This window comes from Streptomyces sp. NBC_01003, assembly GCF_045162695.1.
Lineage (GTDB): Bacteria > Actinomycetota > Actinomycetes > Streptomycetales > Streptomycetaceae > Streptomyces.
The window spans coordinates 4,031,982-4,057,871 of record NZ_CP108707.1 but is presented as its reverse complement, the minus strand read 5'-3'; the positions used below and the strand labels follow the sequence as shown (position 1 = coordinate 4,057,871).

Sequence of the window (25,890 nt, the reverse complement as noted above, 5' to 3'; positions counted from 1 at the left end):
TGTCGTAGCAGGTACCGGAAGGCGTACGTCGGACATGGCGCAGCAGGACACCGAGCACGAGCACGCCGGAGTGCTCCCCGTGGACGACGAGGGCTTCGTCCTCGACACCGAGGACAACGCCGCCCGCGAGGAGGCCGCCGTCGCGCGCGGCACGTCGCGGCCGATCACCGTCGTCGGGAACCCCGTCCTGCACAAGGAGTGCAAGGACGTCACCGAGTTCGGCGACGAGCTCGCGCAGCTGGTCGACGACATGTTCGCCAGCCAGCGCACCGCGGAGGGCGTGGGCCTCGCCGCCAACCAGATCGGCGTCGACCTGAAGGTCTTCGTCTACGACTGCCCGGACGACGACGGGGCGCGCCACACCGGCGTGGTCTGCAACCCGGTGCTCCAGGAGCTGCCCGCGGACCAGCGCCGCCTCGACGACTCGAACGAGGGCTGCCTGTCCGTGCCGACGGCGTACGCGCCGCTCGCGCGTCCCGACTACGCGGTGGTGACCGGGCAGGACGAGAAGGGCAACCCGATCAAGGTCCGCGGCACGGGCTACTTCGCGCGCTGCCTCCAGCACGAGACGGACCACCTGTACGGGTACCTGTACATCGACCGCCTCTCCAAGCGCGAGCGCAAGGACGCCATGAAGCAGATGGCCGAGGGCACCCCGCGCTACGAGGTCGTCTCCAACGGCTGAGCGGGAAGGGCCTGTTGGGCCCTGAGCGCACCCGAGTGACACCCGAGCGGCGTCCGGCCAGGTTCCCAACCGGCCGGACGCCGCTCGCGTGTTCGGGGCCCGGACCGCCCCTGCGGTCAGGTGTGCGAACCGGGCCGGCCGCAGATGATCCGAAATCAGTCATCTAAGGGGACTTTTCCGGCGCGTGGGGGGAGTGAGGGGAGCAAATCCGTTCCCAGAACGGTCAGTTGTAGTGCTGAATAGAAAGTGCGGGGATACGCAACGGCGCGCGCCCGGCACAGCGGAGGGGCGCACGCCATCAGGCGGCTGAGAGGGGTTGTTCGTGCCTGCTTTCTCACACAGCACTTCACGGACTCGGGTGCAGACGCAGACGCAGAAGCAGACAGCGGTCCCACCGGCGCTGGCGCTACCGGTGATCGAGGAGGCGTTTCCTCGCAATCTGCATCCGTATTGGCCGAAGCTTCAGGAGAAGACGCGGTCCTGGCTGCTCAAAAAGCGGCTCATGTCGCCCGACAAGGTGGAGAAATATGCCGATGGCCTTTGCTACACCGACCTCATGGCGGGCTACTACATAGGAGCCCCCGACGACCTGCTCTCCGCGATTTGCGACTACAGCGCGTGGTTCTTCGTCTGGGACGACCGCCACGACCGCGACGTGATCCACGGCCGGGCCGGTGCCTGGCGACGCCTCGCCGTCCAGCTCCACGCGGCACTTGAAGCACCTCAGCTCCATCTGCACCACAAGGACCCTCTGGTTGCGGCGTTCGCCGACAGTGTGCTCCGGCTGAACGGCTCCCTCACCCGTTCATGGAACGCCCGGTTCGCCCGCCACTTCCACGTGGTGATCGACGCCTACGACCAGGAATTCCGGAACCGGGCCTCGGGAACGGTGCCTTCGGTCGAGGAGTATATCGAACTCCGGAGGAGTACCTTCGCGCACTGGATATGGCTCGATCTCCTTGAGCCGACTGCGCAGTACGAGCTCCCGGAATGGGTGCTCGAAAGCCCCGCGTACCGGCGTGCCGCGCTCGCGTGCCAGGATTTCGCCGCGTGGTACAACGACCTGTGCTCACTGCCCAAGGAACTCGCGGGCGATGAACTCCACAACCTCGGGATAAGCCTCATCCAGCATGAGGGCCTTTCCCTCGAAGGGGCCGTGGAAGAAGTCCGCCGAAGGGTTCGCGGATGCATTTTTGAATTCCTGGTCGCGGAGCCCGAAGTTCTGCGGATGGCGAACGAAGTGGCCGACGGGACTTTAGCGGGCGAGAGCCTCGCCCAGGCACTCAGGTCGTGCGTCTCCAATATGCGGAACTGGTTCAGTTCCGTGTACTGGTTCCACCACGAGTCGGGCCGCTATCAGGTGGACAGCTGGGACGACCGCGCCACTCCTCCGTACATCAGCGACCAGGCAGGTGACGAATGACCGTCGAATCGGCAGAATCCTCCGTTCCGGCCGTGGCGGAGCCCGGTGAGCGGCGCACACCGCCGTACGCAGGCGGCGGCGCACCCCTCCTCGGGCACGCATGGAACCTCGTGCGCGACCCCCTCGCCTTCGTGGCCTCACTGCGCGGCCACGGCGACCTGGTCCGCCTCAGGCTCGGCCCGAAGACGGCGTACGCGGTCTGCGACCCCGACCTCGTGGCCGCGCTTCTCAAGAGCCCCGACTACATGGTGGGCGGGCCCCTCTGGGACACCCTCGGAGTGCTCCTCGGCAAGGGCGTGGCGACCAGCAACGGGCCCATGCACCGGCGCCAGCGGCGCACCATCCAGCCCGCGTTCCGCACCGACCGCATCGCCGACTACGCGACCGTGATGGAGGAGGAGGCGCGCGCCATGGCGGCGCGCTGGAAGCCCGGCGACACGGTCGACATCGGCGCGGAGGTGTTCCGCACCGCGGTGCGCATCGTCGCCCGCTCCGTCCTGCACGTCGACTCGGTCGACGAGCGCGCCGACCGGCTCAGCTCCTCGCTGCACACGGTCTTCAGCGGCCTGTACCGGCGCATGGTCCTGTCCGTCGGACCCTTCTACCGGCTGCCACTTCCGGCCAATCGCCGATTCGAGCGGGCCTTGGCCGATTTGCATCGGCTGGTGGACGAGATCATTGCCGAGCGACGCGCGTCCGGCGTCAATCCGGGTGACCTGCTCGCGGCATTGCTCGGCGCCGAGGACGAGAATGGCGAAACGGTCGGCGAGCAGGAGGTGCACGACCAAGTCGTCTCCCTCGTCGTGGCCGGCGCGGAGAATGTCGCGTCGACTCTCACCTGGACGTTCCAGCTCCTTGCGGAACACCCCGAGCAGGAAAGCCGGTTGCACGAGGAGGTTGAATCCGTGACGGCCGGCCGCCCCGTCGCATTCGCCGACCTCACGGGCCTAATCCACACGCGCAATGTCATCACAGAGGCGATGCGCATACGGCCCGCCGTATGGATATTGACGCGGCAGGCCGCCGTCGATACCGAGCTCGGCGGCTATCACATTCCGGCCGGTGCGGACATCGTCTACAGCCCGTACGCGATGCAGCGCGATCCGCGGTCCTTCCCGGACCATCTGGAGTTCGACCCCGACCGCTGGCTGCCGGAACGCGCCGCGGAAAGCCGGCAGAGCGCGATGATGCCGTTCAGTGTCGGCAACCGGAAGTGCCCCGGCGATCACTTCAGCATGGCCGAACTGGCCATCATCCTGGCCACGGTGACGCCCCGCTGGCGGCTGGTTCCGGCCGCGGAGACGGACAGCACGGCCCGCATCGGGATCACGCTCCAGCCCAAGCGGGCGCTGCTGCGGGTGGAGGAGCGCGGGTAGCGGTCCACGCGCCGGGTGCGCGGGGGCCGGTCGGCCGGCTCCCCGCGCACTCAGGCCGCGGACCGCACCCGGAACGTGCGGCGGAAGGCGTTGGGCGTCGTGCCCAGCGCCTTCATGAACTGATGCCGCATCGCCGCCGCGTTGCCGAACCCGGCGCGCCCGGCGATCGCCTCCACCGTCTCGTCCGTGCCCTCCAACAACTCCTGCGCCAGCAGCACCCGTTGGCGAAGCAGCCAGCGGTACGGCGTCGTCCCCGTCTCCTGCTGGAAGCGGCGCGCGAAGGTGCGCGGCGACATGAGGGCGCGCGCCGCGAGCTCCTCGACCGTCAGCGTCTCGTCCAGATGGGCCTCCATCCACGCCAGTACGCCCCCCACGGTGTCGCAGGGAGTGACGGGGAGCGGGCGCTCCACGTACTGGGCCTGCCCGCCGTCGCGGTGCGGCGGGACAATCATGCGGCGCGCGATGGAGTTGGCGACCTCGGAGCCGTGCTCCGTGCGGATGATGTGCAGGCAGGCGTCGATGCCGGCGGCGGTGCCCGCCGAGGTGATGACCGGGCCCTCGTCGACGTACAGGACGTCGGGGTCGACGCGGGTGCGCGGGTGGCGCACCGCCAGTTCGGCCGCGTACCGCCAGTGCACCGCGCAGCGCCGTCCGTCGAGCAGCCCGGCCGCGCCGAGCACGAAGACGCCCGAGCAGACGCTGAGGACGCGCGCGCCCCGGTCGACCGCCCGGCGCAGTGCGTCGAGCAGCTCGGGCGGATAGGAGTCGGGCACGCTCGCGGCCGGTACGGCGATGAGATCGGCCTCTTCGAGCCGGTCGAGGCCGTACGGGGTCGAGATGGTGAACCCGGCGTGCGTGGAGAGCGTCGGACCGGCGGCGGAGGCGACCGCGAAGTCGTAGGACGGCAGCCCCTCGTCACTCCTGTCGAGCCCGAACACCTCGCAGACCACGCCGAGTTCGAAGGGATGCACACCGTCGAGCAGCACTGCGGCCACGTTCTTCAGCATGCCGTCCAGTGTGCCGCACTACTGGCAGTAATTCGAGGGTCAGTGGCAGTCCTGCCACTGCCGGATGCGTCCGCGGAGGGCGAAAGTAGAGGACATGAACACAGCGATGAACGCCCTCACCGTCCTCTTCGTCTTCCTCCTCCTGGCCGCCCCGTCCCTCCACGGGATCGCCCACGACCGCCGGATCGACCGGCAGATCCGGCAGGCCCGGCAGGCGGGGCGGGACGCCGAACGCCCGTCCCGCCGCACCGAGTTCACGACCGTCGCCTAGAAGTCCTCGTCGAACCCGACCGAGCCCTCCACCGCGACCTGGTAGGCCGACGGCCTGCGCTCGAAGAAGTTCGTCAGTTCCTGGACGCCCTGGAGCTCCATGAAGGAGAAGGGGTTCTCCGAGCCGTAGACCGGCGCGAAGCCGAGGCGCTGGAGACGCTGGTCGGCGACGCACTCCAGGTACTGGCGCATCGATTCGGTGTTCATGCCGGGCAGGCCGTCACCGCACAGGTCGCGGCCGAACTGGAGCTCCGCCGCGACGGCCTCCTTCAACATGTCGGTGACCTGCTGCCGGAGTTCGTCGTCGAAGAGGTCGGGCTCCTCCTTGCGGACGGTGTCGACGACCTCGAACGCGAAGTTCATGTGCATCGTCTCGTCGCGGAAGACCCAGTTGGTGCCGGTCGCCAGGCCGTGCAGCAGGCCGCGCGAGCGGAACCAGTAGACGTACGCGAAGGCGCCGTAGAAGAACAGGCCCTCGATGCAGGCCGCGAAGCAGATCAGGTTGAGGAGGAAGCGGCGGCGGTCGGCCTTCGACTCCAGGCGGTCCAGCTTCTCGACCTCGTTGATCCACTTGAAGCAGAACTGGGCCTTCTCGCGGATGGAGGGGATCTCCTCGACCGCGTCGAACGCGGCCGCGCGGTCCTCCGGGTCGGGGAGGTAGGTGTCCAGGAGCGTCAGATAGAACTGGACGTGCACGGCCTCCTCGAACAGCTGGCGCGACAGGTACAGGCGCGCCTCGGGGGAGTTGATGTGCTTGTACAGCGTCAGGACCAGGTTGTTCGAGACGATCGAGTCACCCGTCGCGAAGAACGCGACCAGCCGGCCGATCATGTGCTGCTCGCCAGGCGACAGCTTCGCGAGGTCGGCGACGTCCGAGTGGAGGTCGACCTCCTCGACGGTCCAGGTGTTCTTGATCGCGTCCCGGTAGCGCTCGTAGAAGTCCGGGTAGCGCATGGGCCGCAGGGTCAGTTCGAAGCCCGGGTCGAGCAGGTTCTTCTCGGAGTTGGGGGTGGTCATCACTGGCAGGCCTCGCAGGACTCGGGGTTTTCGAGGGAGCAGGCGACGGCCTCGGGGTCGGCGGCCTGCTGGGCGGGGATGGGGGCGGCCGACGCCGCGCGTGCGATCCGCGTCGCCGGGCGCGAGCGCAGGTAGTACGTCGTCTTCAGACCCGACTTCCAGGCGTACGCGTACATCGACGAGAGCTTGCCGATGGTGGGCGTCTCCAGGAACAGGTTCAGGGACTGCGCCTGGTCGAGGAACGGCGTACGGGCCGCCGCCATGTCGATCAGACCGCGCTGCGGGATCTCCCACGCCGTGCGGTACAGGTCGCGCACCTCGGCCGGGATCCAGCCGAAGCCCTGCACGGAGCCGCTGGACTCGCGCAGCGCCTCGCGGGTCTGCGCGTCCCACACGCCGAGCCGCTTGAGCTCCTGGACGAGGTAGGAGTTGACCTGGAGGAACTCGCCGGAGAGCGTCTCGCGCTTGAACAGGTTGGAGACCTGCGGCTCGATGCACTCGTAGACACCCGCGATGGACGCGATCGTGGCGGTGGGCGCGATGGCGAGGAGCAGGGAGTTGCGCATCCCGGTGGCGGCGATGCGCTCGCGCAGCGCGGCCCAGCGCTCCGGCCAGGTCAGCTCGACGCCGTAGTGGTCCGGGTGCAGCATGCCGCGCGCGGTGCGGGTCTTCTCCCACGCGGGGAGCGGACCGTTGCGTTCGGCGAGGTCGGCGGACGCCTCGTACGCGGCGAGCATGATGCGCTCGGCGATCCGCGTGGACAGGGCCTTCGCCTCGGGGGAGTCGAAGGGCAGCTTCAGCTGGAAGAAGACGTCCTGGAGGCCCATCGCGCCGAGGCCCACCGGACGCCACTTGGCGTTGGAGCGGCCGGCCTGCTCGCTCGGGTAGAAGTTGATGTCGACGACGCGGTCGAGGAACGTGACGGCCGTGCGCACGGTCGCGTCCAGGCGCTCCCAGTCGATACCGCCGTCGCGCACGAAGGCGCCGAGGTTGACCGATCCCAGGTTGCAGACCGCGGTCTCGCCGTCGTCCGTGACCTCGAGGATCTCGGTGCACAGGTTCGAGGAGTGGACGACGTTGCCGCGCTCCGCCGTCTGGTTGGCGGTGCGGTTGGCGGCGTCCTTGAAGGTCAGCCAGCCGTTTCCGGTCTGCGCCAGGGTGCGCATCATGCGGCCGTACAGCTCACGGGCCGGCATCGTCTTCTGCGCGAGCCCGGCAGCCTCCGCCGCGCGGTACGCGGTGTCGAACTCCTCGCCCCACAGGTCGACGAGGTCGGGCACGTCGGACGGCGAGAAGAGCGACCACGTGCCGTCGTCGGCGACGCGGCGCATGAACTCGTCCGGGATCCAGTGCGCGAGGTTGAGGTTGTGGGTGCGCCGGGCGTCCTCGCCCGTGTTGTCCCGCAGCTCCAGGAACTCCTCGATGTCGGAGTGCCACGTCTCCAGGTAGACGGCCGCGGCGCCCTTGCGCCGGCCGCCCTGGTTCACGGCCGCGACGGACGCGTCGAGGGTCTTCAGGAACGGCACGATGCCGTTGGAGTGCCCGTTCGTGCCGCGGATCAGGGAACCGCGCGAGCGGATGCGCGAGTACGAGAGGCCGATGCCGCCCGCGTGCTTCGACAGACGCGCCACCTGGTGGTAGCGGTCGTAGATGGAGTCCAGCTCGTCGAGGGGCGAGTCGAGGAGGTAGCAGGACGACATCTGCGGGTGGCGGGTGCCGGAGTTGAAGAGCGTCGGCGACGACGGAAGGTAGTCGAGGCGGCTCATCAGGCGGTACAGGGAGGCGACTTCGTCGAGGGCGCGGACCGAGTCGTCCTCGGCGAGGCCGCACGCGACGCGCAGCATGAAGTGCTGCGGGGTCTCGACGACCTGCCGGGTGATCGGGTGGCGCAGCAGGTATCGGCTGTGCAGGGTGCGCAGTCCGAAGTAGCCGAAGCGGTCGTCGGCGCCCTCGGCGACGGAGGCGGTGACGAGCGCGTCGAGGCGTTCGGCGTGCAGTTGCACGAAGTCGGCCGTGCGGTCGGCGATCAGGCCCTCGCGGTGGCCGACCGCGACGGATTCGGAGAACGAGGTGACGCCCTGCGACGCGGCCTCCTCGGCGATGCTGATCGTCAGGAGCCTGGCGGCGAGCCGCGAGTACGCCGGGTCCTCGGAGATGAGGCCCGCGGCGGCCTCGGTGGCGAGGGAGCGCAGCTCGGCGGTGATGCCGGAGTCCGCCACGGCGGACCTGCCGCGCAGCGCGGCGGCGGCGACCTTGCCCGGGTCGGTGTCCGTCAGGTCGGCGGTCAGTTCGGTCAGGGTGCGCAGCAGCGCGGTTCCCGGGGCGTCGTGCTGTTCGGGGTTCCCTGCCAGCTCTGAGGCCGGTTCGGCGGGCGCGATGGTCACGTGGAGCTCTCCCTCGCTCGGCTCTGGGCCTGACGGGGAGGAGGGCACGGGGGCATGGCGGAGCCCGCGTCACCGGCCCACTCCACGAGACCCGGACGTCGTCATCCCGGGCCGGACGGCTCGGGCAGGCTGTCGACAGGTCCTCGGACTTCACGTATGCGTGCATACGTACACCGTTGCGGGACAGTTCCGGACTTGCACCGGATTCCCCTGCGGCGACAGCGAGCATGAGCATACATCTTGTGTCGGGCTCGGATGGCAGCCCCACATCTTGTGTCGGCTAGGGTTGCGGCCGAACTGGTGGCCTAGCAGGGGGAGGCGCGGGTGCGAGGCCGTGGAGCGGGCTGTGTCGCCGTAATGCTGATGCTGCTCGCCGGGTGCGGGAACGGCGGGGACGGCGGGTCCGGGCAGCGGGGCGAGGGCGGGAGCAAGCAGCCGTCGGCGTCCGGTGTCGACGGTACGGCGGATCCCGCGAAGGTCTTCACGGGCGCCGAGTTGGGCGCTGCCCTCCTTCCGCCCGAGGCCGTCGGCAAGGGCGCGAAGGCGTTCGAGGTCTACCTGGGACTCTTCGACCAGGGTTCCGGGGGAGGCGACTGGAGCACCTGCGCGGCCGGCCGGGACGCGCGCGGGGAACTGTCGCGCATACGGGGCGCCAGCGCCGAGCGGACGTTCCGCCCGGACCCCGCGGCGACGGGCGAGGACGACCCCTTCGTCTACGAGCGCCTGGTCTCGATGCCGACCGGGCGGGCCGGGCGCTATCTCGAACTGCGCCGCGAGCTCCACGAGGCGTGCGGCCGCGTCACCGTCGACACCGACGCCGCGCCCGTCGAGGAGCACCACGAGGTCCGGCCTCTGCCGGACCTGGGCGACGAGGCGGTCCTGGAGACGACGCGGACCACGGGCGGCGACGAGTACGACGGGAGTGCGCACTACGAGGTCGAACTGCGGGTCGGCGGCGTCCTGGTGATCGTGGGGGCGGGCACGGACAGGGCCCTGACGCTGTCCTCGGCCGCCGAGGCGGCGCAGCGGGTGGGGAAGGACCTCTACGCGGCTTCATGAACCCGCAGTACGGCAACGGGCCGCCGGAGGAATCCGGCGGCCCGTGCTGCGTCGGGGAAGTCGGGTCAGTGCCCGCCGGCTCCCGCCGTCGCCTCCGGCAGCTTCTTCAGGACGCCCGGGTCGCCCGCGTCCGCCGTGTAGTCCGCCGCGGACGTCTCGTCGACGCCCTCAGGGGCCTTCAGCGCCTTCAGGACGAAGGTGAGGACCACCGTGACCACCACGTTCATGACGAACGCCGTGAGGCCGATGTAGCCGATCTCGCCGATGCCCGGGATCTCCTTGGCGCTGCCGCCGAAGTGCTTCTGCGTCGGCGACGCGACCCCGTACGCGGCGAGCGTGCCGTAGACCATGCCGACCGCCCAGCCGGCGAGCAGCGCCCACCGGTGGAACCAGCGGGTGAACAGGCCGCCGACGAGGGCGGGCATGGTCTGGAGGATCCAGATGCCGCCCAGGAGCTGGAAGTTGATCGCGACGGTCTTGTCCATGGTGAGGACGAAGGCGAGCGCGCCCACCTTCACCAGGAGCGAGACCAGCTTGGAGACCTTGGTCTCCTGCTCGGGGGTGGCGTCGGGCTTGATGAAGTCCTTGTAGATGTTGCGCGTGAACAGGTTCGCCGCGGCGATGGACATGATCGCCGCGGGCACCAGCGCGCCGATGCCGATGGCCGCGAACGCGACGCCCGTGAACCAGTCGGGGAACATGTTCTCGAACAGCTGAGGGATCGCCAGCTGCCCGTTCTGGACCTTGATCCCGGCCGCGATCGCCATGAAGCCGAGCAGCGCGAGCAGGCCCAGCATCAGGGAGTACAGCGGCAGGATGGTGGTGTTGCGGCGGATCACGTTGCGGCTGCGCGAGGACAGCGTCGCCGTGATCGAGTGCGGGTACATGAAGAGCGCCAGCGCCGAGCCGAGGGCCAGCGTCGCGTACGTCCACTGCCCGGCCGGTGCCGGGGCGAGCGATCCGACCGGTTTGCCCGTCGCCGGGTTGGGTGTCGCGAACTTCTCGTTCGCCGCGTGGAAGATGGCGTCGAAGCCGCCCAGCTTGATCGGGATGTAGATGATCGCGACGGCGATGACGAGGTAGATCAGGCCGTCCTTGACGAACGCGATCAGCGCGGGCGCCCGCAGACCCGACGAGTACGTGTACGCGGCGAGCACCGCGAACGCGATGAGCAGCGGCAGGTCCTTGATGAACCAGTTGGTCGACTCGTCGCCGCCGACGCCCATCACGTCCAGGACGGCCTGGATGCCGACCAGTTGGAGCGCGATGTACGGCATCGTGGCGAGGATGCCCGTGATGGCGACGGCCAGGGACAGGCCCTTGGAGCCGAAGCGGCCGCGCACGAAGTCGGAGGTCGTCACGTAGCCGTGCTTGTGCGACACCGACCACAGACGCGGCAGGAAGGTGAAGATCAGCGGGTAGACGAGGATCGTGTAGGGCACGGCGAAGAAGCCGGAGGCGCCGGCCGCGTAGATCGCCGCCGGGACGGCCACGAAGGTGTACGCCGTGTAGAGGTCGCCGCCGAGCAGGAACCAGGTGACCCAGGTACCGAACGACCGTCCGCCCAGGCCCCATTCGTCGAGGCTCTGCTCGTTGTCGGACCTGCGCCAGCGCGCGGCCAGGAAGCCCATGACCGTGACGGCGATGAAGAAGAAGATGAAGACGCCGAGCGCGACGCCGTTGACTCCGCCGTTCATGCCTGACCACCCGTCTTCCGGGCGCGCTGGTCACGCTGCCACAGCTTGTACGCGATCATCGTCAGCGCCGTGGAGATGAGGACCCACAGCATCTGGTACCAGTAGAAGAACGGAATACCGATGAAGGCCGGGTCGACCTTCGCGTAGGAGCTGACCCAGAGCATCGCCACGAACGGTGCGACGAGGCACAGGGCAATGACCACTCGGACCGGCGTGACCACCGGCCGTTTCACTTCAGGCACATCCGACATACGGCGGTCCGTCCCCTCGCTGATCCCGCTTATCTCATGCTTAACGTGGCGGAAATCTAGGCGACGATCTCGTCGTATGGAACCCCCGTCCGGATAACGGACAAAGCATGGTCGACATGCCGTTCATGTGCCGACTTCTCGGTCGGCACAAGCGGATTCGCGTGCGACGCCCGTCAGTCCGTCGGGCGCTTGAGGCGGGCCACGAACTTGTAGCGGTCGCCCCGGTACACCGAGCGGACCCACTCGACGGGCTGCCCCGCGCCGTCCACGGAGTGCCGCGACAGCATCAGCATGGGCAGGCCCACGTCCGTGCCGAGCAGGCCCGCCTCGCGCGGGGTCGCCAGGGACGTCTCGATGGTCTCCTCGGCCTCGGCCAGGCGTACGCCGTAGACCTCGGCGAGCGCCGTGTACAGGGACGTGTACTTGACCAGGGAGCGGCGCAGCGCGGGGAAGCGCTTGGCCGACAGATGCGTCGTCTCGATGGCCATCGGCTCGCCGCTCGCGAGGCGGAGCCGCTCGATGCGCAGGACGCGCCCGCCCGCCGTGATGTCGAGGAGCCCGGCGAGGGTGTCGTCGGCGGTCACATAGCCGATGTCCAGGAGCTGCGAGGTGGGTTCCAGGCCCTGGGCGCGCATGTCCTCGGTGTACGAGGTCAGTTGCAGCGCCTGCGAGACCTTGGGCTTGGCGACGAACGTGCCCTTGCCCTGGATGCGCTCGAGCCGGCCCTCGACGACCAGTTCCTGAAGGGCCTGGCGCACGGTCGTGCGGGAGGTGTCGAACTCGGCGGCGAGGGTGCGCTCGGGCGGGACCGGCGTGCCCGGGGGCAGCGTCTCGGTCATGTCCAGCAAGTGCCGCTTCAGGCGGTAGTACTTGGGCACACGCGCGGTGCGGCCCGCTGCGGGTGCCTCCGCCGTCGTGGCGCCGCCCGCATCGGTTCCGCTGCTGCCCGCATGGGTGCCCATGGTCCGCCTTCCCGGCTCCTGTGGTGCTGCCGTCACCGGCTCCTCCGTCTGTCGCGGCTCACATCGTGGCACGGCCCTCCCTGAGGGAGTCGCGCTCCCTCAGGTGTCGGTCCGATAACGGACGTGACAGCCCTTCTTATACACCCTTGACACCCCTAAAGGTCTAGGCCAAGCTCCGGGTACTGGTCTACACCATTAAAGACCAGGTCCCAGTCCCACGTGCAGTACCACGTCGAGTTTGTTGTGTTCGTCGTATCCGTCGTTGTGGGCGGGGGGTTGCTGGCATCCCTGAGGAGGGTGACGTGAAGCGCAGGCTCATTGCGGCTATCGGTGTCGCGGGCATGTTGGTTTCGATCGCGGCTTGTGGCAGTGGTGATGACGGCAGCACGGACAAGAAGGCCGGCGCCGACGGCTACAAGGGCCAGACGCTGACCGTGTGGGCCATGGACGGCTCCACGCCGGACACCTGGCAGAAGGACGTCACGGCGGCCTTCGAGAAGAAGACCGGCGCGAAGCTGAAGATCGAGATCCAGCAGTGGAACGGTATCCAGCAGAAGCTGACCACCGCCCTGTCCGAGGAGAACCCGCCGGACGTCTTCGAGGTCGGCAACACGCAGACCCCCGCCTACGCCAAGACCGGCGGCCTCGCCGACCTCTCCGACCTCAAGTCGTCGCTCGGCGCCGACTGGGCCGAGTCGATGAACAAGTCCGCGGTCTCGGACGGCAAGCAGTACGCCGCCCCGTGGTTCGTCGTGAACCGCGTCGTCATCTACAACAAGAAGATCTGGGCCGACGCCGGCATCAAGGACCTCCCCAAGACGCGCGACGAGTTCTACAAGGACCTCGAGACCATCGGCAAGAAGACGGACGCCGAGCCGATCTACCTGCCCGGGCAGAACTGGTACCACTTCGTCGGCCTGACCATCGGTGAGGGCGCCGAGCTCGTCAAGAAGGACGGCGACAAGTACGTCTCCAACCTGGCCGACCCCAAGGTGGGCGCCGCCATGGAGACGTACAAGAAGTTCCAGGCGCTGTCCAAGGCCCCCAAGGACAAGGACGAGGCCACCCCGCAGCAGGCCGAGGTCTTCGCCAAGGGCAAGACCGGCTCCTTCATCGGCATGGGCTGGGAGTCCGCCCTCGCCATCAAGGCCAACCCGAAGATCGAGAAGGAGATCGGCTACTTCACCGTTCCGGGTGCCACGGCCGACAAGCCCGAGGGCGTCTTCCTCGGCGGCTCCAACCTCGCCGTTGCCGCGGGCAGCAAGAAGCAGGACCTCGCCAAGGAGTTCCTGAAGATCGCGCTCTCCGACCAGTTCGAGGGCCAGCTCGCCAAGGAAGGCGGCGTGATCCCCAACAAGGAGGCGCTGCAGTCCAACCTCAAGGGCAACGCGGCCGCCGAGGCCGCCGCTCCCGCCGCCGCCGGCGGTGGCACCACCCCGCTGATCCCGGAGTGGGCCCCGGTCGAGAACGCTCCCAACCCGGTCAAGACCTACATGACCGCGGTGCTGAAGGGTAAGTCCCCGGCCGCCGCCGCCAAGCAGGTCGAGGCCGAGTTCAACAAGCGCCTCTCGCAGAAGCAGTAAGACAGCAACAGGCCCCGCGGGGACGGAGAGCGTCAATACGCCCTCCGCCCCGCGGGGTTCACGGCGTCCCGGCAGGCCCAGAAAAGAGATGGCGAGCATGACCGTGCAGACCGAACGGCCGCCCTCCGGTCCGGCGGAGGTCCGACAAGCGGACGGCGGGGAATCCGGCGGGCCGAGAAAGCGGGCCCGCGCACGGGCCGGGGCGTTCGCGCCCTATCTGCTGCTGCTTCCCGCGGTCGCGGCCACCGTGCTGCTCCTCGGCTGGCCGCTGCTCAAGGACGGGCTCCTGTCGTTCCAGAACCTCAACATGGGGCAGCTGATCCAGCATGTCACCGAGTGGAACGGCTTCGACAACTACCAAGAGGTACTGACCAGTTCGGACTTCTGGCGGGTGACCGGACGCTCCATCGTCTTCACCCTCGTCAACGCCGTCCTGATCATGGTGCTCGGCACCCTCGTCGGCCTGCTCCTCGCCCGGCTCGGCAGGCGCATGCGCGTCCTGCTCCTCGTCGGGCTCGTGCTCGCCTGGGCGATGCCCGTCGTCGCCGCGACCACCGTCTACCAGTGGCTGTTCGCGGAGCGCTTCGGCGTCGTCAACTGGGTCCTCGACAAGCTCGGCTGGCACTCCATGGCCGACTACAGCTGGACCGGCAGCCAGATGTCGACGTTCTTCGTCGTCACCGTGCTGATCGTCTGGATGTCGATCCCGTTCGTCGCGATCAACCTCTACGCCGCGACGACCACCATCCCCAAGGAGCTCTACGAAGCCGCGTCCCTCGACGGCGCCGGCCCCTGGAAGAGCTTCCTCTCGGTCACGCTGCCGTATCTGCGGCCCTTCCTCTACGCGACGACGTTCCTCGAGATCATCTGGGTCTTCAAGGCGTTCGTCCAGGTCTTCACGATCAACGGCGGCGGCCCCGACCGGCTCACCGAGATCCTGCCCGTGTACGCGTACATCGAGGGCGTCGGCAACCAGCACTTCGGCATGGGCGCGGCGATCGCCGTCCTGACGATCCTGATCCTGCTCGTGCTGACCGCCTACTACCTCCGGATCGTGCTCAAGCAAGAGGAGGACGAGCAGTGAAGCGCTCCGCTTCGTCGACGTTCCGCCGGGCCTGGCCCAATGTGACGGCCGTGATCCTGTTCATCGGCTTCGTCTTCCCGGTCTACTGGATGTTCGCCACGTCGCTCAAGCCGACCGGCGACATCATCAGCGAGAACCCCGTCTGGTTTCCGACCGACATCACGTTCGAGCACTTCAGGACGGCGTTCGGCGCCGACAACTTCTGGACGCTGGTGCGCAACTCGGTCACCGTGACCGTGCTCGCCGTCGTCTTCTCGCTCGTCATCGGCCTGGCCGCGTCGTTCGCCCTCGCGCGGATGCGCTTCAAGGGCCGCCGCGGCTTCATCATCGGGTTCATGCTGGCCCAGATGGCGCCCTGGGAAGTCATGGTCATCGCGATCTACATGATCGTGCGCGACGCGTCGATGCTGAACAGCCTCGTCCCGCTGACCCTCTTCTACATGGTGATGATCCTGCCCTTCACCCTGCTCACGCTGCGCGGCTTCGTCGCAGCCGTGCCCAGGGAGCTGGAGGAGTCCGCGATGGTCGACGGCTGCACCCGCATGCAGGCCTTCCGCAGGGTGATCCTGCCGCTGCTCGCGCCCGGCCTGATGTCGACGTCGATGTTCGGCTTCATCACCGCCTGGAACGAGTTCCCGATGGTCCTCGTCCTCAACAAGTCGCCCGAGGCGCAGACGCTGCCGCTGTGGCTCTCCAGTTTCCAGACCGCGTTCGGCGACGACTGGGGTGCGACCATGGCCGCGTCCTCGCTGTTCGCGATCCCGATCCTGATCCTCTTCGTCTTCCTGCAGCGCAGGGCCGTCAGCGGCCTCACCGACGGCGCCGTGAAGGGATAACACCGCCAGATGACGACACTCACCGCACGCGGCACCGACACCCTCACCCGTGACGCGCTCACCGTCCTCCAGCCCGGCTTCACCGGCACCAGCGCCCCCGACTGGCTGCTGCGCCGGCTCGGCGAAGGCCTCGCCTCCGTCGGCCTGTTCGGCCGCAACATCGCCTCGCCCGAGCAACTCGCCGCCCTGACGGCCCAGTTGCGTGCCGAGCGTGACGACGTCCTGGTCGCCATCGACGAGGAGGGCGGGGACGTGACCCGCCTGGAGGTGCGCTCCGGCTCCTCGTTCCCCGGCAACCACGCCCTCGGCGCCGTCGACGACGTGGAGCTCACCAGGTCCGTCGCCGCCGAACTCGGCCGCCGCCTCGCCGCCTGCGGCGTCAACCTCAACTGGGCACCGTCCGCGGACGTCAACTCCAACCCGGCCAACCCCGTCATCGGCGTGCGGTCCTTCGGCGCCGACACCGGCCTTGTCTCGCGCCACACTGCCGCGTACGTCACCGGGCTCCAGTCCGCGGGCGTCGCCGCCTGCACCAAGCACTTCCCGGGCCACGGCGACACCGCCGTCGACTCGCACCACGACATGCCCCGCATCGACGTGGGCCTCGACGTGCTGTACGAGCGTGAACTCGCGCCGTTCCGTGCGGCGATCGCAGCCGGCACGCGCGCGGTGATGAGCGCCCACATCCTGGTCCCCGCCCTGGACCCGGACCGCCCCGCCACCCTCTCGCGCCGCATCCTGACCGGCCTGCTCCGCGAGGAGCTGGGTTACGAGGGGCTGATCGTCACCGACGGCATGGAGATGCAGGCCATCTCCGCCACGTACGGCATCGAGCGCGGCAGCGTCCTCGCCATCGCGGCCGGCGCCGACGCCATCTGCGTCGGCGGCGGGCTCGCCGACGACGACACGGTGCTGCGGCTGCGGGACGCGCTGGTCGCCGCGGTGCACGCGGGCGATCTGCCCGAACAACGGCTCGCCGACGCCGCGGCGCGGGTGCGCTCGCTCGCCCGGTGGGCCTCGGTGCCGGGCGCGGCCGAGCACTCGGGGGGTGCGCCCGACAGCGGGATCGGACTGGTCGCGGCGCGGCGGGCGGTGACCGTCACGCGCGGTGAGCACGCGACCCCGGTCACCGAGGCGCCGTACGTCGCCGCCCTCACGCCCGTCGCCAATATCGCCGTGGGCGACGAGACGCCGTGGGGCGTCGCCGCCGAACTGGAGCGGCTGCTGCCCGGCACGGAGACCGGCAGCTTCTCCGGCGCGGACGCGGGCGCCGCCGCCCTGGCCGCGGCGGGGGACCGGCGCATCGTCGCCGTGGTCCGCGACGCCCACCGCCACGCGTGGATGGCGGATTCCCTGGACACACTCCTCGATGCCCGCCCCGACACGGTCGTGGTCGAGATGGGCGTACCGCAGGCGCCACCCCGGGGAGCCCTCCACGTGGCGACGCACGGCGCGGCCCGGGTGTGCGGCTTGGCTGCCGCCGAGGTGATCGTCGCCGGGTGAGTCGAGCGCCCCTTCAGGGGCGCGGGGCCGCGACATGGTGCGGCTTCGACGTGTGGGCGCGACGAGCCACGACGCTCCCACGGACGACGACGCGAAGGTGCCGGCCACCCCTCACCAGGGGTGACCGGCACCTTCATGTCGTCCCGAACTCGCTTACAGCCCCTGCCAATCGGGCTTGTTCACGTACGTGTGCCGGAAGTAGTCGGCAAGCTTCAACTTCGACGCCGCCCCCTCGTCGACGACAACCGTCGCGTGCGGGTGCAGCTGAAGTGCCGACGCCGGCACCACAGAGGCCACCGGCCCCTCGACGGTCGCCGCCACGGCATCCGCCTTGCCCTCACCCGTGGCGAGCAGCACCAGATGCCGCGCCTCCAGGATCGTGCCGATGCCCTGCGTGATGACATGGCGCGGCACCTGGCTGAGGTCGCCGTCGAAGAAGCGTGCGTTGTCCGCGATGGTCTGCTGCGTCAGCGTCTTGATTCGCGTGCGGGAGGCGATCGACGAGCACGGCTCGTTGAAGCCGATGTGTCCGTCGGTGCCGATGCCGAGCAGCTGGAGGTCCACACCGCCGGCCGCCGCGAGCGCCTTGTCGTACGCCTCGCAGGCCGCCTGCACGTCATCGGCGCTGCCGTCCGGGCCCATGAAGGAGCCCTCGCTCAGACCGAGCGGCTCGACGACCTCGCGCAGCACGGTCGCCCGGTAGGACTCGGGGTGTCCGGTCGGCAGACCCACGTACTCGTCGAGCTGGGCGATACGGGCCTTCGAGGCGTCGACCTCGCCGCCGCGGACCTTGGCCGCCAGCGCCTCGTAGATGGGCAGCGGGGTCGAGCCGGTGGCCACGCCGAGCAGGGCGTCGGGCTTGCGCCGCAGCAGCTGGGCCATCGCCTCGGCGATGAGCTCGCCGCCTGCCTTGGCGTCCGGGACGATCACAACTTCCACGCTGGGCCTGCCGATCTGGTCGAGGGTGTGATGCTGCGTATGTGGTATAGACCAATCTAGCAGAGGCGGCCCGGCCGGTCACGGGGCGTACGACGCCGTCCGACCATGCTCGGCGCTCCCCGCTCCGACGGCACCTCGAAGCCGTCCCTTCGGCCGGGCGCGCGCCCGCCTCAGCCGCCAGAGTGGAAGGGAGCGTGCAAGGAGGAGCCCGGCCACCGGCCGTGCCCAGCCCGCCGCACTCGCGACCGCCCCTCCGGAGGAGTCCGCATGACCGCCACCCCGTCGGCCCCGAAGAGCGAGCAGCCGGGCCGGATCATGGCCCGCGAGATGGCCGAGCAGCCCGAGGTGCTGCGCCGCCTCCTGGACACCGGCGCTCCCCGCATCCACGAGGTCGCCCGGCGCGTCGCGGCACAGTCGCCCCGCTTCGTTCTGCTCACCGCCCGCGGCACCTCCGACAACGCCGCCCTGTACGCGAAGTACCTCCTGGAGATCCAGCTCGGGATGCCCTGCGGCCTGGCCTCCATGTCCACCACGACGGCGTACGGCGCCCGGCCCGACCTGCGCGACGTTCTTGCCGTCACCGTCAGTCAGTCGGGCGGTTCGCCCGACCTGGTGGCCTCCACGAAGGCGGCCCGCGCGGCCGGCGCGATCACCCTCGCGGTGACGAACAACCCGGACTCGCCGCTCGCCGCCGTCTCCGAGCACCACATCGACATCATGGCGGGACCCGAGAAGGCGCTCCCGGCCACGAAGACGTACACCGCGTCCCTGCTCGCGCTCTACCTCTTCGTCGAGGGCCTGCGCGGCGGCGACGGCTCGCCCGCCGAGGTGCTGCCCGGCCTCGCCCGACAGCTCCTGGCTCGCCAGGACGAGGTACGCACCCTCGCCTCCCGCTACCGCTTCGCGGACCGCATGGTGATCACCTCGCGCGGCTACGGCTACCCGACGGCCAAGGAGGCCGCCCTGAAACTCATGGAGACCAGCTACATCCCGGCCCTGTCCTACTCGGGCGCCGACCTGCTGCACGGCCCGCTCGCCATGGTCGACAACATCTCGCCGGTCATCGCCGTCGTCACGGACGGCAAGGGCGGCCTCATGCTCCAGCCCGTCCTCGACCGGCTGCGCGGCCGAGGCGCCGACCTTGTCGTCATCGGCCCCGAGGCCCAGGTGGACCAGGCGTCGGCCGGCTTCGTCCTGCCGACCCAGGGTGTCGCGGAGGAGGTCCAGCCGGTCCTGGAGATCATCCCGCTCCAGTTCCTCGCGTACGAGGTCACCATCGCCCGCGGCCAGGACCCGGACGCTCCCCGCGCCCTGGCGAAGGTGACGGAGACGCACTGACCCCCGCCGCCTTCTCCGGCGCCCGCTATAGAATTCGCGGATGGCGACCAAGTGGCGCCGATACGACCCACGTCATGGACATCTGCGCCCCCAGCCTCTACGCGGCCTTCGGTGACGATCGCGACCGGCGCAGGCGAGCATCACCGCTTTCGAGGCCCGAATCCGGGCCGGTATCGCGGAACGGGAGCCTCCACCCGACACGGACGCGGCGGCTCTGGCACGCTGGGTGGGAGCGACAACAACAAACATCGTCCAACGCATAGACATGACAGAATGGTCTAGTCCACAATGCGATGGTAAAAGCCTCCGCCCTCCCCGCACAGGAGGACGGACCGAGGAGCCGGCGCTCTCTGCCCTGACTGCGGCGGGTCCTCACATGGCCGGACGGGACCGCACACCCGACGGCTGTTGCAACTCCGGGCTGCGGTGCCGGGAGGGCTGAGGGTCCCTCCCAGGCGCCGCGGCCCGCGGGTGTCTTCGGGGCCTCTCGTTTGGATCAGACCCCGCTCCCTGATCCGGCCTGATCCAAACGAAAGACCCTGGGGCCGGACCCGCCAGGTACCCTCTGCTCCGTGCCCTCCATGAACGACCTCGTACGCCAGCACACCGCCCTCGGCGACACCGACCTCGAGTGGCTGCACCTGCTGGTCTCGGAGTGGCAGCTGCTCTCCGACCTCTCCTTCGCCGACCTCGTGCTGTGGGTCCCCACGCTCGACGGCACCCGCTACGTCTCCGTGGCGCAGATGCGGCCCAACACCGGGCCCACCTCGTACCAGGACGACATGGTCGGCCATCTCGTCCCGCGCGGCCGCCGCCCGCTCCTGGACGCCGCCCTCGACGAGGGCCGCATCGTCCGCGAGGGCGACCCCGAGTGGCGCGAGGAGGTCCCGGTACGGGTCGAGTCCATCCCCGTACGCAGGGAAGGCCGCGTCCTGGGCGTGATCGCCCGCAACACGAACCTGCTCACGGTCCGCACCCCGTCGCGCCTCGAACTGACCTACCTCCAGTCGGCCTCCGACCTCGCCCAGATGATCGCGGCCGGGTCCTTCCCGTTCCCGGGCCAGCAGGTCGACATGGACGCGTCCCCCCGCGTCGGCGACGGCCTCATCCGCCTCGACGCGGACGGCGTCGTCCAGTACGCGTCGCCGAACGCACTCTCCGCGTACCACCGGCTCGGATTCTCCGCCGACCTGGTCGGGCACCACCTCGGCCGCACGACGGCCGAGCTCGCCCCGTCGCGCGGCCCCGTGGACGAGGCGCTCGCCAAGGTGGCCAGCGGCTGGGCCCCGCGCGAGTTCGAGATCGAGGGGGAGGAGGGGTCGATCCAGCTCCGGGCGATCCCCCTCAAGCCCAAGGGCACCCGCATCGGTTCGCTCGTCCTGCTGCGCGACGTCACCGAACTGCGCCGCCGCGAGCGGGAGTTGATCACCAAGGACGCGACCATCCGGGAGATCCACCACCGGGTGAAGAACAATCTCCAGACCGTTGCGGCCCTGCTGCGCCTCCAGGCCCGCCGCATCGACTCCGACAGTGGCCGAGAGGCCCTCGAGGAGGCGGTGCGCCGCGTCGGCTCCATCGCCATCGTCCACGAGACGCTCTCCCAGAACCTGGACGAGCGCGTGGAGTTCGACGAGATCGCCGACCGGGTGCTCGCCATGGTCGCGGAGATCTCGCCGGGCGTGGTCACGGGCCGGCGCACCGGCCGCTTCGGCATCCTGGACGCCGAGGTCGCCACCCCGCTGTCGATGGTCCTCACCGAAGTCCTGCAGAACGCCCTGGAACACGGCTTCCGGCAGGGCGACACCGGCACGGTGGAGGTCTCCGCGGTGCGCGGCGGCACCACCAAGGACGCCCGCCTGCTGATCACCGTCACCGACGACGGCGTCGGCCTGCCCGAGGGCTTCGACCCGAAGCGCGCCGGCAACCTGGGCCTGCAGATCGTACGCACCCTGGTCGAGGGCGAGTTGAGCGGATCGTTCGACATGGTCCCGGCGCCCGGCCGCGGCACCCAGGTCGTCCTCGACATCCCGGTGGCCGCCGACAAGTAGCCGGCCCGGCGCCGACGGGCGCCGCGCCGACTCGTCGGCGCAGATGCAAACGCCGGATCGACACGACCGCAAACGCCAGTGAGCCCCGGACCGTTGGGTCCGGGGCTCACTGTTCGCGTTGCCCGGGTCTACATCCCGGGCTGAGCCTGGGTGGAGCATCGGGGGTACTGCGCGCTGCGGCTCGGGGGCGGGAGTTGCGTACTCGCTGTACGCGCCGCCGGGCTCAGGCTCGTGGGGGGGCGTGGGCGTCAGGCGCTGGCCTGGCGAGCACGGTTGCGGGCGGCGCGACGCTTCATTGCGCGGCGCTCGTCCTCGCTGAGGCCACCCCAGACGCCGGAGTCCTGGCCGGACTCGAGCGCCCACTGCAGGCACTGCTCCATGACGGGGCAACGGCGGCAGACGGCCTTGGCTTCCTCGATCTGCAGCAGCGCAGGACCGGTGTTGCCGATGGGGAAGAAGAGCTCGGGGTCTTCCTCGCGGCAAACGGCGTTGTGACGCCAGTCCATGACGGCTACCTCTCCTTGGTATTACGTGCAGGTTGCTTGTGAATGTGAACGCTTTCACGAATCCCCCGACAACGGAAGGGACTTCCGTCACATCTGCGACGATGTCCTGTGTGTTGAGGAGGGGGTTCGGGCTCTCTGTGGGGCCGATGTTGCGGGCCGTCCCGAGCGCCATGTAGAGATTCGCAAACCTCGGCGGCGGATACAACCCCTTCAGGAAAGTTTTTTTTGATTCCTCGGTGTCGGCTAGGTCACAGCCGTACTTCCATGGGGTGGATCCTGGCCCAAACGTTCGAGATAAAGGACTTTGGGCTCTTCCACTCACACAATCACACGCAGTGCACGGCGTACGCCTGTGAACGTCACGCTCGTTCGCAGCCCCAGGTGGTCACCGTCCATCTGGAGGGGCAGGGGGACCTTCGATTGCAAGGTGAAGTCGGTCAGGTCGTGCAGCGTGACGGCGTTCTTCCCGTGGGGTCCCCGGTCGGGCGTCGAGGTGAGCAGCTGGGTGCCGTAACGGGCCACCGAAGGGGCGGACAATTTCTTGAGTCCGAGCACGTCAAGGCCGGTGTCGAAGGACGCCTGAGGGGACGCGTAGAGCGGCCTGTTCCCCAGATATGACCATGGGGAGGTATTGCAGACTATGGACAGGACCAGATCGGTGACGGGGTCCTCACCCGGTCGGTCCAGTGTGATAGCGCCGTGCCGGCGGTCGTGTTCCCCGAGGAACTGGCGTACGACCTGACGCAAATAGAGCGCGTGTGTCGATCGCTTGCCGCGCTCGCGCTGCTGTTCGACCCGGCCGATGACGCCTCCGTCGAACCCGAGACCGGCACAGAACGTGAACCACCGGGACGGGGCGGCCTCGTCCTCCGTGCCCGGCGTGCCGCCCGCGAGCCCCAGGCCCACCGTTCGCTCCCGGCCTTCGCGCAGAGCGTCGAGCAGGGCGCCCGTCGCCTCCACCGCGTCGTTCGGCAGACCGAGAGCGCGGGCGAAGACATTGGTGGAGCCGCCGGGGACGACGGCGAGGCGGGGAAGACGGTCCGGATTCGGGCCGTGGTGCAGCAGGCCGTTCACGACCTCGTTGACCGTGCCGTCGCCGCCGAGGGCCACGACCAGCTCGATGTCCTTGCTCTCCGCGGCCTGCCGGCCGAGGTCCCGGGCGTGCCCGCGGTACTCCGTGGTGATCGCCTCGAGCTTCATCTCGCTCGCCAGTGCGTGGATCAGTACGTCACGCGTGCGCGCACTGGTGGTGGTTGCCGCCGGATTGACCACAAGAAGTGCACGCATGCGAAGCAGAGTACCTACCGGGTGGTACTCGGCCCAGACCGAGGTAGGAGTCGGGTAAGAGACCGGGGCCGCCGCGGGCCCCACCCGGGGCGGCCGGGAGGTGTCGGCCGAGGGCTACCCTGCTTGGGTGACCTCAGAGCAGAACCCCAGCCCCGACGACGCCGCGACCACCGACGACGGCCCGCGCCCCGGGCGGCTGACGGCGGCCGCCGCGCTGGCCGGGCTCGAGGGTGCCGCCCTGCTCGTCGGCGGCGTCTACCTGCTCGTCATGGGCCTCGCGGGTCACCCCGACGACCCCGAGCAGGCCGTGACCGGCGGTGTCACGCTCGCCGTCCTCGCGCTGCTGCCGCTGATCGCGGCGCGTGGCCTCCTGAAGCGGCGCAGCTGGAGCCGGGGGCCCGCGATCATCACGCAGATCATGGCGCTGCCGGTCGCCTACACGCTGCTCCAGGCCGACAGCGTGATGATCCCCGGCGGGATCGCGCTCGCCGTCATCGCGGTGACGGCCCTGGTGCTCCTGGTGAACCCGGCCACCACCCGGGCGCTCGGCATCACGACGCCGGGCGCCCCGGGCGCCGTACAGAAGCAGAACCAGAAGTAGCCGGCGCGCACGCCCTGGGTCTCACTCCTCGACGAGGAGCTTCTCCCGAAGCTGGGCCAGGGTGCGGGCCAGCAGGCGGGAGACGTGCATCTGGGAGATGCCGACCTCCTGCGCGATCTGCGACTGCGTCATGTTCCCGAAGAAGCGAAGGAGCAGGATCCGCTTCTCGCGCGGCGGCAGGTCCTCCAGGAGCGGCTTGAGGGACTCGCGGTACTCGACGCCCTCAAGCGCCTCGTCCTCGGATCCCAGCGTGTCCGCCACGGCGGGCGACTCGTCGTCCGTGTCGGGGACGTCCAGGGACAGCGTGGAGTACGCGTTGGCCGACTCCAGGCCCTCCAGGACCTCCTCCTCCGAGATCGCCAGCTTCTCGGCGAGCTCGTGGACCGTGGGGGAGCGGCCGTGCAGCTGGGACAGCTCGGCCGTCGCCGTCGTCAGCGCGAGCCGCAGCTCCTGAAGACGCCGCGGGACGCGCACCGCCCAGCCCTTGTCGCGGAAATGCCGCTTGATCTCACCGACGACCGTCGGCGTCGCGTACGTGGAGAACTCCACGCCGCGCTCCGGGTCGAAGCGGTCCACCGACTTGATCAGGCCGATCGTGGCGACCTGGGTCAGGTCGTCGAGCGGCTCGCCGCGGTTGCGGAAGCGGCGGGCCAAGTGCTCGACGAGCGGCAGATGCATGCGGACCAGCTGATTGCGCAGGTTCGCGTATTCCGGGCTGCCGTCCTTCAGGGTGCGCAGCTCGATGAACATCAGCCGTGCGCCGCTGCGGTCCCGCGGATCGTGCGTGCGCTGCTGGTCACCGTGTCGCTCGTGCTCGCTCATCCATCCCGCCCGTCGCGCGTCCGGTCCTGCGGAGATCTTCTCTCCGCCGGCCGGCTCTGCCTGCTCCGACGCATCGGCCACCGCCGGCGGACCCGGCCGTTCGAGGTCCGCGGGGTCCTCCGGGTGCGGCCGGGCCTGCTGTTCGGGGATGCCGTCGGCAAGCCGCCGCATCCCCTCCCCGCCGTCGGCCGGGAGGTCCTGTGTGCCGTGCTTCTCGTCCCGCACCGGCCCGTCCCCGTTCGTCACGCCGGCCCGGGACCCGCGCCGCGCTGTTTGTAGAGACTGATCGAGACGGTGTTGTCGTCGGCGACCGTGGAGTCCACCTTGCCCGCGAGGGCCGACAGCACAGTCCAGGCGAAGGTGTCGCGCTCCGGGGCACGGCCGTCGGTGGTGGGCGCCGAGACCGTCACCTCCAGCGAGTCGTCGACGAGGCGGAAGACGCAGCTGAGCACCGAGCCGGGCACGGCCTGCTGGAGCAGGATCGCGCACGCCTCGTCCACCGCGATGCGGAGGTCCTCGATCTCGTCGAGGGTGAAGTCCAAACGCGCCGCGAGGCCGGCCGTGGCCGTCCGCAGCACCGACAGGTAGGCACCCGCAGCCGGCAGCCGGACTTCTACGAAGTCCTGATTCCCGGGCTCGCCTGCGATCTGGGACACCCTCACCTCCATGGTGGTACAAGCACTTTCGGGCTCCGGAGGGTACGTCCCCCGGGTGACGCGCTATGTGTTCAGCGGTGACGCTACCGCGCGCCCAAGTCTCCTGTCCCGGGGACCCCCGGCCCGTTGGTGTCACTCATAGTAAGCCTATGAGTACGGACAGTGGCTAGAGGGTGTGCGGGCTCAATTGGAAAGAGCGGGCGCCGGGTTGACGTACCCAGGCCTCGCACGGTCGAACCGCAAACCGGTGCGGTCCTCAGACGAGCAGGCTGTCCACGAAGCACCAGCGCCAGCTCTCACCGGGTTCGAACGTCCGCATCACCGCATGTCCCGACTCCCCGAAGTGCTGCGTCGCGTGCTGCAGGGGCGAGGAGTCGCAGCAGCCCACATGCCCGCATTCCAGACAGAGCCGCAGCTGCACCGGGTGGGTGCCGGCCGCGCGGCACTCCAGGCAGGTGTCGCTCAGGGGCGCGGGCTCGGGGTGGGGCAGCGCGTCGACGTGCGGGCACTCGTTCATGATGGCCAGGTTACGACGGGCGGCGGCATGGCGGACGGC

General features: G+C 69.5%; 24 protein-coding genes and 1 riboswitch. Of the genes, 12 read left to right on the top strand and 12 right to left on the bottom strand.

Annotated features, from left to right (window positions below):
* Positions 1–34 precede the first annotated feature (34 nt).
* The 3 genes from def to OG698_RS18445 all read left to right on the top strand — a co-directional run bounded on the left by def (position 35) and on the right by OG698_RS18445 (position 3,484).
* On the top strand, positions 35–685 hold the full coding sequence (gene def, locus OG698_RS18455; RefSeq protein ID WP_399969751.1) for a peptide deformylase: 651 nt from the start codon (positions 35–37) through the stop codon (positions 683–685).
* A 322-nt stretch (positions 686–1,007) separates the two neighbouring features.
* The gene (cyc1, locus tag OG698_RS18450; RefSeq protein WP_406104126.1) at positions 1,008–2,108 is read left to right on the top strand and encodes an epi-isozizaene synthase; all 1,101 of its coding nucleotides are present in this window, start codon (positions 1,008–1,010) and stop codon (positions 2,106–2,108) included.
* Positions 2,105–3,484, top strand: a complete 1,380-nt coding sequence (locus tag OG698_RS18445; protein WP_406104124.1) for a cytochrome P450 — start codon at positions 2,105–2,107, stop codon at positions 3,482–3,484. Before cyc1 ends, OG698_RS18445 begins: the two co-directional genes overlap by 4 nt.
* Before the next feature lie 50 nt (positions 3,485–3,534).
* On the opposite strand, the gene OG698_RS18440 is transcribed toward OG698_RS18445, so the two are convergent.
* Positions 3,535–4,491 (bottom strand): helix-turn-helix domain-containing protein, encoded by a 957-nt coding sequence (locus OG698_RS18440; RefSeq protein WP_406104122.1) that lies wholly within the window; start codon positions 4,489–4,491, stop codon positions 3,535–3,537.
* Between the two features lie 94 nt (positions 4,492–4,585).
* Between OG698_RS18440 and OG698_RS18435 the strand changes: the two genes are divergently transcribed.
* Positions 4,586–4,762 carry a hypothetical protein gene (locus OG698_RS18435; protein ID WP_406104120.1) on the top strand — a complete coding sequence of 59 codons (177 nt, stop codon included), beginning with the start codon at positions 4,586–4,588 and terminating at the stop codon, positions 4,760–4,762.
* Here the strand turns inward: OG698_RS18435 and OG698_RS18430 are convergent.
* Both OG698_RS18430 and OG698_RS18425 read right to left on the bottom strand, forming a co-directional pair.
* The gene (locus OG698_RS18430; RefSeq protein ID WP_406104119.1) at positions 4,759–5,778 is read right to left on the bottom strand and encodes a ribonucleotide-diphosphate reductase subunit beta; all 1,020 of its coding nucleotides are present in this window, start codon (positions 5,776–5,778) and stop codon (positions 4,759–4,761) included. The genes OG698_RS18435 and OG698_RS18430 overlap by 4 nt on opposite strands.
* The gene (locus tag OG698_RS18425) at positions 5,778–8,162 is read right to left on the bottom strand and encodes a ribonucleoside-diphosphate reductase subunit alpha (RefSeq protein ID WP_406104118.1); all 2,385 of its coding nucleotides are present in this window, start codon (positions 8,160–8,162) and stop codon (positions 5,778–5,780) included. Before OG698_RS18425 ends, OG698_RS18430 begins: the two co-directional genes overlap by 1 nt.
* Positions 8,163–8,300: 138 nt before the next feature.
* Positions 8,301–8,372, bottom strand: a riboswitch (cobalamin riboswitch).
* A gap of 114 nt (positions 8,373–8,486) precedes the next feature.
* Between OG698_RS18425 and OG698_RS18420 the strand changes: the two genes are divergently transcribed.
* Positions 8,487–9,221 carry a hypothetical protein gene (locus tag OG698_RS18420; RefSeq protein WP_406104117.1) on the top strand — a complete coding sequence of 245 codons (735 nt, stop codon included), beginning with the start codon at positions 8,487–8,489 and terminating at the stop codon, positions 9,219–9,221.
* A 65-nt stretch (positions 9,222–9,286) separates the two neighbouring features.
* Here OG698_RS18420 and mctP read toward each other — a convergent pair whose 3' ends face one another.
* The 3 genes from mctP to OG698_RS18405 form a co-directional block, all read right to left on the bottom strand.
* Positions 9,287–10,918: a monocarboxylate uptake permease MctP gene (gene mctP, locus OG698_RS18415; RefSeq protein ID WP_384253450.1), complete on the bottom strand. Its 1,632-nt coding sequence runs from the start codon at positions 10,916–10,918 to the stop codon at positions 9,287–9,289.
* Positions 10,915–11,169, bottom strand: coding sequence for a DUF3311 domain-containing protein (locus OG698_RS18410; protein ID WP_100595948.1), 255 nt, complete (start codon positions 11,167–11,169; stop codon positions 10,915–10,917). The genes mctP and OG698_RS18410 overlap by 4 nt, the downstream gene beginning before the upstream one ends.
* Positions 11,170–11,342: 173 nt before the next feature.
* Positions 11,343–12,131: a GntR family transcriptional regulator gene (locus OG698_RS18405; protein ID WP_399970361.1), complete on the bottom strand. Its 789-nt coding sequence runs from the start codon at positions 12,129–12,131 to the stop codon at positions 11,343–11,345.
* 302 nt (positions 12,132–12,433) lie between these two features.
* Between OG698_RS18405 and OG698_RS18400 the strand changes: the two genes are divergently transcribed.
* From OG698_RS18400 to OG698_RS18385, 4 genes are all read left to right on the top strand, one after another.
* On the top strand, positions 12,434–13,714 hold the full coding sequence (locus OG698_RS18400) for an extracellular solute-binding protein (protein ID WP_326774170.1): 1,281 nt from the start codon (positions 12,434–12,436) through the stop codon (positions 13,712–13,714).
* Between the two features lie 97 nt (positions 13,715–13,811).
* Positions 13,812–14,798, top strand: a complete 987-nt coding sequence (locus tag OG698_RS18395; protein WP_399969734.1) for a carbohydrate ABC transporter permease — start codon at positions 13,812–13,814, stop codon at positions 14,796–14,798.
* A complete protein-coding gene (locus tag OG698_RS18390) occupies positions 14,795–15,634 on the top strand; it encodes a carbohydrate ABC transporter permease (protein ID WP_329570451.1) in 840 nt (279 codons plus the stop codon). The genes OG698_RS18395 and OG698_RS18390 overlap by 4 nt, the downstream gene beginning before the upstream one ends.
* A 9-nt stretch (positions 15,635–15,643) precedes the next feature.
* Positions 15,644–17,137: a glycoside hydrolase family 3 protein gene (locus OG698_RS18385; protein WP_406104113.1), complete on the top strand. Its 1,494-nt coding sequence runs from the start codon at positions 15,644–15,646 to the stop codon at positions 17,135–17,137.
* 153 nt (positions 17,138–17,290) lie between these two features.
* On the opposite strand, the gene nagB is transcribed toward OG698_RS18385, so the two are convergent.
* Positions 17,291–18,076, bottom strand: coding sequence for a glucosamine-6-phosphate deaminase (gene nagB, locus OG698_RS18380; protein ID WP_406104111.1), 786 nt, complete (start codon positions 18,074–18,076; stop codon positions 17,291–17,293).
* A gap of 267 nt (positions 18,077–18,343) precedes the next feature.
* Here nagB and OG698_RS18375 point away from each other — a divergent pair, with 267 nt between their 5' ends.
* Together OG698_RS18375 and OG698_RS18370 are read left to right on the top strand one after the other, a co-directional pair.
* Positions 18,344–19,414 carry an SIS domain-containing protein gene (locus OG698_RS18375; protein ID WP_399969729.1) on the top strand — a complete coding sequence of 357 codons (1,071 nt, stop codon included), beginning with the start codon at positions 18,344–18,346 and terminating at the stop codon, positions 19,412–19,414.
* Between the two features lie 581 nt (positions 19,415–19,995).
* A complete protein-coding gene (locus OG698_RS18370) occupies positions 19,996–21,462 on the top strand; it encodes a sensor histidine kinase (protein WP_399970359.1) in 1,467 nt (488 codons plus the stop codon).
* A 248-nt stretch (positions 21,463–21,710) separates the two neighbouring features.
* On the opposite strand, the gene OG698_RS18365 is transcribed toward OG698_RS18370, so the two are convergent.
* Together OG698_RS18365 and OG698_RS18360 are read right to left on the bottom strand one after the other, a co-directional pair.
* Entirely contained in the window at positions 21,711–21,968 is a 258-nt protein-coding gene (locus tag OG698_RS18365; RefSeq protein ID WP_016639615.1) for a WhiB family transcriptional regulator, read from the bottom strand.
* Between the two features lie 318 nt (positions 21,969–22,286).
* The gene (locus OG698_RS18360; RefSeq protein WP_399969727.1) at positions 22,287–23,255 is read right to left on the bottom strand and encodes a diacylglycerol/lipid kinase family protein; all 969 of its coding nucleotides are present in this window, start codon (positions 23,253–23,255) and stop codon (positions 22,287–22,289) included.
* A 127-nt stretch (positions 23,256–23,382) separates the two neighbouring features.
* Between OG698_RS18360 and OG698_RS18355 the strand changes: the two genes are divergently transcribed.
* A complete protein-coding gene (locus OG698_RS18355) occupies positions 23,383–23,856 on the top strand; it encodes a hypothetical protein (RefSeq protein WP_406104110.1) in 474 nt (157 codons plus the stop codon).
* Positions 23,857–23,877: 21 nt separating this feature from the next.
* Here the strand turns inward: OG698_RS18355 and OG698_RS18350 are convergent, their stop codons facing one another.
* From OG698_RS18350 to OG698_RS18340, 3 genes are all read right to left on the bottom strand, one after another.
* Positions 23,878–24,924: an RNA polymerase sigma factor SigF gene (locus OG698_RS18350; protein WP_406104108.1), complete on the bottom strand. Its 1,047-nt coding sequence runs from the start codon at positions 24,922–24,924 to the stop codon at positions 23,878–23,880.
* Positions 24,921–25,334: an anti-sigma regulatory factor gene (locus OG698_RS18345; protein WP_100595936.1), complete on the bottom strand. Its 414-nt coding sequence runs from the start codon at positions 25,332–25,334 to the stop codon at positions 24,921–24,923. The genes OG698_RS18350 and OG698_RS18345 overlap by 4 nt, the downstream gene beginning before the upstream one ends.
* Positions 25,335–25,590: 256 nt before the next feature.
* Positions 25,591–25,851, bottom strand: coding sequence for a UBP-type zinc finger domain-containing protein (locus OG698_RS18340; RefSeq protein ID WP_399969723.1), 261 nt, complete (start codon positions 25,849–25,851; stop codon positions 25,591–25,593).
* Positions 25,852–25,890 lie beyond the last annotated feature (39 nt).